General features: G+C 62.6%; 12 protein-coding genes. 10 read left to right on the forward strand and 2 right to left on the reverse strand.

Annotated elements, in window-relative coordinates; all coding sequences use genetic code 11:
* Nucleotides 1–437: 437 nt before the first annotated feature.
* From ACSHT2_RS00495 to ACSHT2_RS00510, 4 genes are all read left to right on the forward strand, one after another.
* On the forward strand, nt 438–1,103 hold the full coding sequence (locus tag ACSHT2_RS00495) for a DUF429 domain-containing protein (protein ID WP_440643008.1): 666 nt from the start codon (nt 438–440) through the stop codon (nt 1,101–1,103).
* 102 nt (nt 1,104–1,205) lie between these two features.
* Nucleotides 1,206–1,475 (forward strand): hypothetical protein, encoded by a 270-nt coding sequence (locus ACSHT2_RS00500; protein ID WP_440639917.1) that lies wholly within the window; start codon nt 1,206–1,208, stop codon nt 1,473–1,475.
* 13 nt (nt 1,476–1,488) lie between these two features.
* On the forward strand, nt 1,489–1,635 hold the full coding sequence (locus tag ACSHT2_RS00505; RefSeq protein WP_440639918.1) for a hypothetical protein: 147 nt from the start codon (nt 1,489–1,491) through the stop codon (nt 1,633–1,635).
* An 89-nt stretch (nt 1,636–1,724) separates the two neighbouring features.
* Nucleotides 1,725–2,429 carry a glutathione S-transferase family protein gene (locus ACSHT2_RS00510; RefSeq protein WP_440639919.1) on the forward strand — a complete coding sequence of 235 codons (705 nt, stop codon included), beginning with the start codon at nt 1,725–1,727 and terminating at the stop codon, nt 2,427–2,429.
* Nucleotides 2,430–2,435: 6 nt separating this feature from the next.
* On the opposite strand, the gene ACSHT2_RS00515 is transcribed toward ACSHT2_RS00510, so the two are convergent.
* Nucleotides 2,436–2,807: a tRNA-binding protein gene (locus ACSHT2_RS00515; RefSeq protein ID WP_440639920.1), complete on the reverse strand. Its 372-nt coding sequence runs from the start codon at nt 2,805–2,807 to the stop codon at nt 2,436–2,438.
* 104 nt (nt 2,808–2,911) lie between these two features.
* Between ACSHT2_RS00515 and ACSHT2_RS00520 the strand changes: the two genes are divergently transcribed.
* Nucleotides 2,912–3,271, forward strand: a complete 360-nt coding sequence (locus ACSHT2_RS00520) for an ArsC family reductase (protein ID WP_440639921.1) — start codon at nt 2,912–2,914, stop codon at nt 3,269–3,271.
* A 3-nt stretch (nt 3,272–3,274) separates the two neighbouring features.
* On the opposite strand, the gene ACSHT2_RS00525 is transcribed toward ACSHT2_RS00520, so the two are convergent.
* Nucleotides 3,275–3,955, reverse strand: a complete 681-nt coding sequence (locus tag ACSHT2_RS00525; RefSeq protein ID WP_440639922.1) for a hypothetical protein — start codon at nt 3,953–3,955, stop codon at nt 3,275–3,277.
* Nucleotides 3,956–4,264: 309 nt separating this feature from the next.
* On the opposite strand from ACSHT2_RS00525, the gene ACSHT2_RS00530 reads away from it, so the two are divergent.
* The 5 genes from ACSHT2_RS00530 to ACSHT2_RS00550 all read left to right on the forward strand — a co-directional run bounded on the left by ACSHT2_RS00530 (nt 4,265) and on the right by ACSHT2_RS00550 (nt 9,002).
* A complete protein-coding gene (locus tag ACSHT2_RS00530) occupies nt 4,265–5,020 on the forward strand; it encodes an ABC transporter ATP-binding protein (RefSeq protein WP_131871509.1) in 756 nt (251 codons plus the stop codon).
* Nucleotides 5,013–5,759, forward strand: coding sequence for an ABC transporter ATP-binding protein (locus tag ACSHT2_RS00535; RefSeq protein ID WP_440639923.1), 747 nt, complete (start codon nt 5,013–5,015; stop codon nt 5,757–5,759). Before ACSHT2_RS00530 ends, ACSHT2_RS00535 begins: the two co-directional genes overlap by 8 nt.
* Before the next feature lie 113 nt (nt 5,760–5,872).
* Nucleotides 5,873–7,096, forward strand: a complete 1,224-nt coding sequence (locus tag ACSHT2_RS00540) for an ABC transporter substrate-binding protein (RefSeq protein ID WP_440639924.1) — start codon at nt 5,873–5,875, stop codon at nt 7,094–7,096.
* A 72-nt stretch (nt 7,097–7,168) separates the two neighbouring features.
* Nucleotides 7,169–8,032 carry a branched-chain amino acid ABC transporter permease gene (locus ACSHT2_RS00545; protein ID WP_440639925.1) on the forward strand — a complete coding sequence of 288 codons (864 nt, stop codon included), beginning with the start codon at nt 7,169–7,171 and terminating at the stop codon, nt 8,030–8,032.
* Nucleotide 8,033: 1 nt separating this feature from the next.
* Entirely contained in the window at nt 8,034–9,002 is a 969-nt protein-coding gene (locus tag ACSHT2_RS00550; protein ID WP_440639926.1) for a branched-chain amino acid ABC transporter permease, read from the forward strand.
* Nucleotides 9,003–9,060: the final 58 nt, after the last annotated feature.

Below are 9,060 nucleotides of genomic sequence, written 5' to 3' on the forward strand. Positions count from 1 at the left end.
AACGCCGTCTCCGACGCCGCGATCCACGCGACCACAGCGTCGGAGAAGTCGTCGACGGCCCCGCTCGCTTGGGCACGCGCCTCTCTAGCGAGAGCCCCGGGGATCCGGGTCTCCCGTTCCGGCCGATGCCGGGTTGTTCGGTTGGGCCGCGCGGCGGGCAACAAAAAACCCTCCGGAGCGGCAGGCTCGGGAGGGTCCGTGAGAAGCGGACTGTCGACCTTGCCGTCAGGCAAGATCGCTCCCATGGGCCGCGCGTGCGCGATCGATTGGCTGGAAGCCATTCGATGTGCAGACTAGGATTTCGTAGCGGTAGGGCATCGCTCGGTTCATGTTGTCTGTCACGAACGGAAGTGCTCGCGAGGCCGCGGGAGATACGCCCGCAACCTGCGGATGTCAAGCAAAGGCGCGTGTGAAATCGCATGGGATCAGCGAACAATGTGCCAACCTATCTCGGTCTCGACGGATTTCGCTTCGGCTGGGTTGCTGCCTGGATCGATGAGCGTGGCGATCATGGCTTCGATTACTCGCCGGGCCTGACGCGTCTGCTCGCGGTGCCGCATGCGCGCGCGATGATCGACATGCCGATCGGCTTGAATCCAAGCGGCTATCGCGCGTGCGATCTGCGTGCGCGCGAGCTGATCGGCCCTGCCGTGTTTCTTGGCGCGCGGAGAGACCTTTGGAGCTTTCCCGACATGGCGGCGGCCAACCGCTTCTATTGGACGCATGAAGGCAAGGGCAGGGGAGTATCGGCGCAGCTCTGGAATATCAGAGACAAGCTCAAGGAGGTCGACGAAGCCATGACGCCAACGCGGCAGGCGACGATCGGCGAAGCCCATCCGGAGTTGATTTTCTGGAATCTCGCAGGGCGAGTCCGTCTCGCAAAGAAGACGTCGGCGCGCGGTCTCGAACAGCGTGTCGCGCTGCTGGAGCAACGCGGCTTCACGCGTCTGCCGAAATGGCTGACGCTTCGCCACGGCACCGGCATCGGCCGCGACGATCTCATCGATGCGTGCGCCTGCGCGGTCGCGGCACGCGACAGCGCGCAACGTGTCGGCGGAGAGGAGATCGATCCGCGCGGATTGCGGATGGAGATCAACTTTTGAGGTCGATCAACCCTCCCGATCGCCATTGTCTTCGAAGTGACTGCGACTATTGCGGCCCGGATTCGAGGAGACGCCCTCGTCGTCCAGTCTTGTTGCTCTCGCTTGGTACTCGTCGGCCATTGCTCGCAACCGCTGCGCGGCTTCGCTGCGAGCGAGATCGTTCGCGACGCGGCGACAGCGATCGGCGTGATCGAGCAGGGCGCGTTTCTCGATGTTCATCCAGCGACAACGCTTGAGGACGCCATTGGTCCCTGCACGGGATGCCGGAACAGCGCGATGGCTTCGAAGCACAATCCGGGAAAAAATAGCAATATTTTCATGTCGCTTCGGAACGTGGTGCTTGAGCCGACGTTTTACGCCAAAGGCTGTTGAGGGACAAAATGCCATGTACGACGTGCGCCAATTGGCGACCGCGATGCTGACGATCGCCTTTACGGCCCTGCTGTTGATCACGGGGGAACGGTTCATCGAGTATCGACTGCAACATGAAGCAACGACCCCGACCGTGGTGATGGCAACGCTGCCGCCATAAGCGCAGGTTCGTCGGGACGAAGTGTGGCTTGCGCCGCACGGCGCCTCACCTAGATTGAGCACGCCTCAGTCCATGCACCAAAGGTCCCGATGTCCGATCTGTCCGCCTTTCCTATCACCAAACGTTGGCCGGCCAAACATCCCGAACTGCTCCAGCTTTATTCCTTGCCCACGCCGAACGGCGTCAAGGTCTCGATCATGCTGGAGGAGATCGGACTTCCCTACGAAGTCCACCTGGTCGATTTCGGCAAGGACGATCAGAAGACGCCGGAGTTTCTTTCGCTCAATCCGAACGGCAAGATCCCGGCGATCCTCGATCCCAACGGTCCCGGGGGCAGGCCGCTGCCGCTGTTCGAGTCCGGGGCGATCCTGCAATACCTCGCGGAGAAGACCGGCAAGCTGCTGCCGCAGGATGCCGCTCGCCGCTATCAGGCCATCCAGTGGGTGCACTTCCAGATGGGCGGTGTCGGGCCTATGTTCGGGCAGGTCGGCTTCTTTCATAAGTTCGCTGGCAAGGATTTCGAGGACAAGCGGCCGCTGGAGCGCTACGTCAACGAGTCCAAGCGCCTGCTCGGCGTGATGGAGGCGCATCTTTTCGGCCGGCAGTGGTTCATGGATGACGACTACACCATCGCCGACATCTCCATGCTCGGCTGGGTGCGGAATCTGATCGGCTTCTACGGCGCCGGCGATCTCGTGGAGTTCAGCCAGTTCAAGACGGTCGGCAACTGGCTCGCACGCGGGCTGGCGCGTCCGGCGGTGCAACGCGGGCTGAACATTCCGAAGCGGCCGTGATCTTCCCTAGAACAGGCGTCCGCCATTCGGCACAGGCTTGCTCGGCTGCACCAGCACGACCTTGCCGTTTGCATCGGGGAAGCCGAGCGTCAGCACCTCGGAGACGACTGGGCCGATCTGGCGCGGCGGGAAATTGACGACAGCCGCAACCTGTTGCCCCACGAGGGTCTCGAGTGGGTGGTTTTCGGTGATCTGGGCCGAACTCTTGCGCACGCCGATGGCGGGTCCGAAATCGATCCACAGCCGCCAGGCGGGCTTGCGCGCTTCCGGAAACGGCTTGACGTCGACGATGGTGCCGACACGGACATCGACCGCGAGGAAGCTGTTGAAGTCGATGGTCGGCGAGGCGGCAGCTGCAGGATCGTGGGTAACGTGCATGGGATGTCCGTTCGGAGAGCTGGGATGGTTCGCAATATTGTCGCGCGAGCCGGAGTTTCGTACAACACCACGCACAGCACGATACGCCATGCGCGAGGAACGTTTTGCCCAACATCATCTACGGCATCAAGAACTGCGACACCATGAAGAAGGCCCGCGCCTGGCTCGATGCCCATGGCGTGCCTTACGAGTTTCACGACTACAAGGCGGCGGGCGTGGAGAAGGATAAGCTCAAGCAGTGGAGCGACAAGGTCGGCTGGGAGACGCTGCTCAATCGCGTCGGGACGACCTTCAAGAAGCTCCCCGACTCCGACAAGGAAGGCCTCAGCGAGAAGAAGGCGTTGGCATTGATGCTAGCGCAACCATCGATGATCAAGCGGCCTGTGCTGGAAATGGGTGGCAAGCTGCTGGTCGGCTTCAAGCCGGACGTCTATGCCAAGGAGGTCTGCGGCAAAGCGCGCTGACCGCTAGTTCAGCTCGATGATCTCGGCGGTGATGCCGGGACCCTGCTGGTCGGATAACTCGACCGTCTCGGCGGGCGCGATGCGGCCTGGGGCGCGATGAAACAGCTCGCGATCGATCACGGCGCGCATCTTTGGACGCGGCAGCGCGTCATTTCCGCGCATCAGATTCTTGATCTCGAAGCCGCCGTCCTCGCAGAACGTCTTGATCGAGGCGATGACGTGACAGACCTTGCCGTCGGTCTGGAAGGGCAGCAGCAGCCGTTCATAGGCGACGATGCGCCCGTAGATGTCCTCGACGTTGGCAACGCTGTAGACGGGCAGCCCGCGTGCCACGCATTCATGATAGATCGGCATCACGAACGGGGCGAGCCGCGGCCCGACATAATCATCGAGCATAACGCCCTTGCCGGTATGTCCATAGGCGTGCGAGATGCGCGTGCCCTCGCTCTGGATGATGAGGCGGGGCTTCGGCGTCGAAAATTCCACCGTATAGTAGATGAGATCCGAGAGCTCCTCCTCGAGTCGCGCGGGCTGATACTCCCAGATCGCCGGCGCGATCTGCTGGCGCGCATAAAGTCGCAGCCACGTGTTCAGGAGATCGCGTTGCCGGATCGATTTGACGACGGAGGGAGCGGCGCTGGCAAAATCCAAAGCAATATTCTCCGCACGTGAAGACGCGCGCATGATCCCGCTTGTGGGAAAATTTTCGATGAAGGCTGGCGCGCGGAACGAAAGACCGTTAACGACGGCTTGATGACCGGTGCCTTGCGAACCGGGAGGCCGGGCAGGCACGACATCCAGACATCTCCGACTAAGGGAGCATTTGTATCCCAGCCGGAGGCCTGATCTGCTCAGCTTTCCGCCTTGCCTAACCCCCGTCACCTCCGGCATATTCCGCGCCCGGAGGCGGCGCCCCGGGTGGGCTGCAAGTCCTCCGGACAGCCGAAGCAACAAGGACAGCCACGCGCCTCGCGCGGGCAGGGGGAAATCTGTTTGGCCGATGAGTTCATTCTCGAAACGGAAGGCTTGACCAAGGAGTTTGCGGGCTTCTTCGCCGTCCGCGACGTTGCGCTCAAGGTTCGCCGTGGGAGCATTCACGCGTTGATCGGCCCGAACGGGGCCGGCAAGACGACCTGCTTCAATCTTTTGACCAAGTTCCTCAAACCGTCAGCCGGAAAAATCCTCTACAAGGGGCAGGACATCACGGCGATGGCGCCGGCCGACGTGGCCCGCATGGGCCTCGTGCGTTCCTTCCAGATTTCGGCGGTATTTCCGCATCTCACCGCGCAGGAGAACGTCCGTGTCGCGCTGCAGCGCCAGCACGGCTCTTCGTTCGATTTCTGGCGCTCCAAGTCCGTGCTCAATCGCTTCAACGATCGCGCGCGCGAGCTGCTCAGCGATGTCGGCCTCAGCGAGTTTGCAAACACGCCCGCGGTCGAGATGCCCTATGGGCGCAAGCGCGCACTGGAGATCGCAACCACGCTCGCGCTCGACCCAGAGATGATGCTGCTCGACGAGCCGATGGCCGGCATGGGCCACGAGGACATCGACAAGATCGCGGCGCTGATCAAGCGCATTTCGGCGAAATACACCATCCTCATGGTCGAGCATAATTTGAGCGTCGTGGCCAACCTCTCCGACATCATCACCGTGCTGACGCGCGGGCAGGTGCTCGCGCAGGGCCATTACTCCGAGCTCACCAAGGACGAGCGCGTCAAGGAAGCCTATCTGGGAGCCGGTCATGCCTGACACTGCGATCGCCGAGGCTCCGGCCAGGGCTGCGAGCGGCGGAAACATCCTTCAAGTCCGCAACCTCGAAGCCTGGTACGGCGAGTCCCACATCCTGCACGGGATCAACTTCGACGTGAACGCGGGCGAGGTCGTCACCTTGCTCGGGCGTAACGGCGCCGGCAAGACGACCACGCTGAAGTCGATCATGGGCATCATCGGCAAGCGCTCCGGCTCGGTGAAGTTCAACAACCAGGAGATCATTCGCGCGACCTCGGACAGGATCGCGCGCATGGGCATCGCGTTCTGCCCGGAAGAGCGGGGCATATTCGCCAGCCTCGACGTGCGGGAGAATTTGATGTTGCCGCCGGTCGTCCGCGCGGGCGGACTGCCGCTCGAGCAGATCTTCGATCTGTTTCCGAACCTCAAGGAGCGGCTGAACAGCCAGGGCACCAAGCTGTCGGGCGGCGAGCAGCAGATGCTCGCGATCGCGCGCATCCTGCGAACCGGCGCGAGCTTCCTGATGCTGGACGAGCCGACCGAGGGCCTCGCGCCCGTCATCATCCAGCAGATCGGTCACACCATTGCGCGACTCAAGAAGGAGGGCTTTACGATCCTCCTGGTCGAGCAGAATTTCCGCTTCGCATCCACCGTCGCCGACCGCTACTACGTGGTCGAGCACGGCAAGATCATTGACGGATTCTCCAACTCGGAGCTCGCCGCCAACATGGACAAGCTGCACACCTATTTGGGTGTCTAGAGCATGATCGGGACCCGGAGGGCCGCGTCAGCGCAAAGTGTGTAGCGGTCGTCCGAAGAGATCGTGCTCGAGTTGAAGAACTGCCAACGAGAAAATTCAAAAAGGAAAGTTGCATGAAGACCAGGTCGATTGCGTCATTGCTGCTGACCACCGCGCTTACCTTCGCCGCAACAGGCGTCGCGTTGGCGCAGGACAAGACGGTCAAGATCGGCGCGCTGTCCGATCAGTCCGGGCTCTACGCCGACCTCGGCGGCCCCGGCTCGACGCTCGCCGCGCAAATGGCCGTCGAGGATTCCGGCCTCGCCGCGAAGGGCTGGAAGATCGACGTCATCTCCGGCGATCACCAGAACAAGCCCGATATCGGCACCGCGATCGCGCGGCAGTGGTTCGACGTCGACAAGGTCGACGTCATCGTCGACGTGCCGAACTCGGGCGTGGCGCTCGCCGTCAACAACGTGATCAAGGAAAAGAACGGCGTCTACATCAATTCGGGTGCGGCGACCTCCGACCTCAGCAACGCGCAGTGCTCGCCCAACACCGTGCACTGGACCTACGACACCTACATGCTGGCCCACACCACCGGCCAGGCGCTGGTGAAGGCCGGTGGTGACACCTGGTTCTTCCTGACCGCGGACTACGCTTTTGGTGCGGCGCTCGAGCGCGACACCACGGCGGTCATCACCGCCAACGGCGGCAAGGTGATCGGCGGCGTCAAGCATCCGCTCAACACGCCGGACTTCTCGTCCTTCCTGCTCCAGGCGCAGGCCTCCAAGGCCAAGATCATCGGTCTCGCCAATGCCGGCGGCGACACCACCAACACGATCAAGCAGGCGGCCGAGTTCGGCATCGTCAAGGGCGGCCAGAAGCTCGCAGCCCTCTTGCTCTTCCTCACCGACGTCAAGGCGATCGGCCTCGAGACGGCGCAGGGGCTCAATTTCACCGAGACGTTCTACTGGGACATGAACGACAAGACCCGGGCGTTCTCCAAGCGCTTCGCCGAGAAGATGAAGAACAATGCACCACCGACGATGGTGCAGGCCGGGGTCTATGCCGGCGTGCGCCACTATCTCAAGGCCCTCGAAGCGCTCGGCGGCAATCCGCATGACGGCGTCAAGGTCGTCGAGAAGATGAAGTCGATGCCCACCGAGGACGATCTGTTCGGCAAGGGCGAGATCCAGCCCAACGGCCGCACCATCCACAACGCCTATCTGTTCGAGGTGAAGAAGCCCTCGGAGTCGAAGGGGCCATGGGACTTCTACAAGCTTGTGGGCACGGTGCCGGGCGACCAGGCTTTCACGCCGCTGTCCGAGAGCAAGTGCGCGCTGTTGAAGAAGTAAGATAACGGCCCGCAGGCCTTGAGGCCTGCGGGCGACTTTCAGGGAACGCCGAAGGGACCGGGTGCGGGATCGATGCAGGCTCTATACGCTCAGCTACTGGTGGGACTGATCAACGGCTCGTTCTACGCGCTGCTCAGTCTCGGGCTTGCCGTGATCTTCGGCATGCTCAACATCATCAATTTCGCCCATGGCGCGCTCTACATGATGGGCGCCTTCGTCGCCTACTTCCTGTTGAACCTCGGCGGGATCAGCTACTGGTGGGCGTTGCTGCTGGCGCCCATCATCGTCGGTATCTTCGGCATGATCCTGGAACGGACCATGCTGCAATGGCTGACGGGGCTCGATCACCTCTACGGCCTGCTGCTGACCTTCGGCATCGCGCTGATCGTCCAGGGCGTGTTCCAGAACTATTTCGGCTCCTCCGGCCTGCCTTACGCGATTCCGGACCAGCTCAGGGGCGGCATGAATCTCGGCTTCATGTTCTTACCCGTCTATCGCGGCTGGGTCGTCGTGTTCTCGCTGGTCGTGTGCCTGGCGACCTGGTTCCTGATCGAGAAGACGCAGCTGGGCGCCTACCTGCGCGCAGCCACTGAGAATCCGACGCTGGTGCGCGCGTTCGGCATCAACGTGCCGCGCATGATCACGCTGACCTACGGTCTCGGCGTCGGCCTTGCCGCGCTCGCCGGCGTGCTCTCGGCGCCGATCAACCAGGTGCGGCCGCTGATGGGCGCCGACCTCATCATCGTGGTGTTCGCGGTGGTCGTGATCGGCGGCATGGGATCGATCATGGGCTCCATCATCACCGGCTTCGCGCTCGGCGTGATCGAGGGCCTGACCAAGTATTTCTACCCCGAGGCCTCCAACACCGTCGTGTTCGTGCTGATGGTGCTGGTGCTCTTGGTGAAGCCAACGGGATTGACGGGAAGGGCGGCCTGAGATGACAACCCTGACGGACGACACGCTGCCGGTGACCCCTCGCGCGGTGCGCGACGAGATGATCGTGTTCGTGCTGATGGCGCTGCTGCTGGCGGCTGTGCCATTCACGGGAGTCTACCCGTTCTTCGTGATGCAGGCGCTGTGCTTTGCGCTGCTCGCCTGCGCCTTCAACCTGCTGATCGGTTACGGCGGCCTGCTGTCGTTCGGCCACGCGATGTTCCTGGGCACGGCGGGCTATTGCAGCGCGCATGCACTGAAGGTGTGGGCGCTGCCGCCGGAGCTCGGCATCCTCGTCGGCATCGCGGCGGCCTTCGTGCTCTCGATCATCACCGGCTACATCTCGATCCGCCGCCAGGGCATCTACTTCTCGATGATCACGCTGGCGCTGTCGCAGCTCCTGTACTTCATCTATCTCCAGGCGCCGTTCACCCACGGCGAAGACGGCATCCAGGGCATCCCGCAGGGGCACATGTTCGGCGTCTTCGATCTCTCCAAGCCGACGGTGCTCTATTACGTCGTGCTGGCGGGCTTCCTCGCCGGCTTCCTCCTGATCTTCCGCATCATCAACTCGCCGTTCGGCGAAGTCCTGAAGGCGATCCGCGAGAACGAGCCGCGGGCGATCTCGCTCGGCTACCGCACCGACCAGTACAAGTTCCTGGCCTTCGTCCTGTCGGGCACGCTGGCCGGCTTTGCCGGTGCGCTGAAAGTGTTCGTGGCGCAGAACGCCTCGCTCACCGACGTGCACTGGTCGATGTCGGGCGAGGTCGTGCTGATGACGCTGGTCGGTGGCCTCGGCACCATCTTTGGCCCCGTGGTCGGCGCTTTCGTCATCATCGCCATGCAGCAATATCTGGCGGGTTTCGGCCAGTGGGTGACGGTGATCCAGGGCTCGATCTTCGTGATCTGCGTGCTCACCTTCCGCCGCGGCGTCATCGGCGAAATCGCGCATTACTTCCGCCGGTCGCTCTAAGCAACTGAAATTGCACCAATTTCATGGGTGCGTGAAAGCGGTGGATGACCCGGCTCCG

It is taken from the genome of Bradyrhizobium sp. PUT101 (assembly GCF_052043945.1).
Taxonomy (GTDB): Bacteria; Pseudomonadota; Alphaproteobacteria; order Rhizobiales; family Xanthobacteraceae; genus Bradyrhizobium.

What these genes read in the sequence shown, in the direction of transcription:
- ACSHT2_RS00505 (WP_440639918.1), top strand. Translation starts at nt 1,489, where the DNA reads ATGTACGACGTGCGCCAATTGGCGACCGCGATGCTGACGATCGCCTTT.
- ACSHT2_RS00510 (WP_440639919.1), top strand. Translation starts at nt 1,725, where the DNA reads ATGTCCGATCTGTCCGCCTTTCCTATCACCAAACGTTGGCCGGCCAAA.
- ACSHT2_RS00515 (WP_440639920.1), bottom strand. Translation starts at nt 2,807, where the DNA reads ATGCACGTTACCCACGATCCTGCAGCTGCCGCCTCGCCGACCATCGAC.
- ACSHT2_RS00525 (WP_440639922.1), bottom strand. Translation starts at nt 3,955, where the DNA reads ATGCGCGCGTCTTCACGTGCGGAGAATATTGCTTTGGATTTTGCCAGC.
- ACSHT2_RS00535 (WP_440639923.1), top strand. Translation starts at nt 5,013, where the DNA reads ATGCCTGACACTGCGATCGCCGAGGCTCCGGCCAGGGCTGCGAGCGGC.
- ACSHT2_RS00540 (WP_440639924.1), top strand. Translation starts at nt 5,873, where the DNA reads ATGAAGACCAGGTCGATTGCGTCATTGCTGCTGACCACCGCGCTTACC.
- ACSHT2_RS00545 (WP_440639925.1), top strand. Translation starts at nt 7,169, where the DNA reads ATGCAGGCTCTATACGCTCAGCTACTGGTGGGACTGATCAACGGCTCG.
- ACSHT2_RS00550 (WP_440639926.1), top strand. Translation starts at nt 8,034, where the DNA reads ATGACAACCCTGACGGACGACACGCTGCCGGTGACCCCTCGCGCGGTG.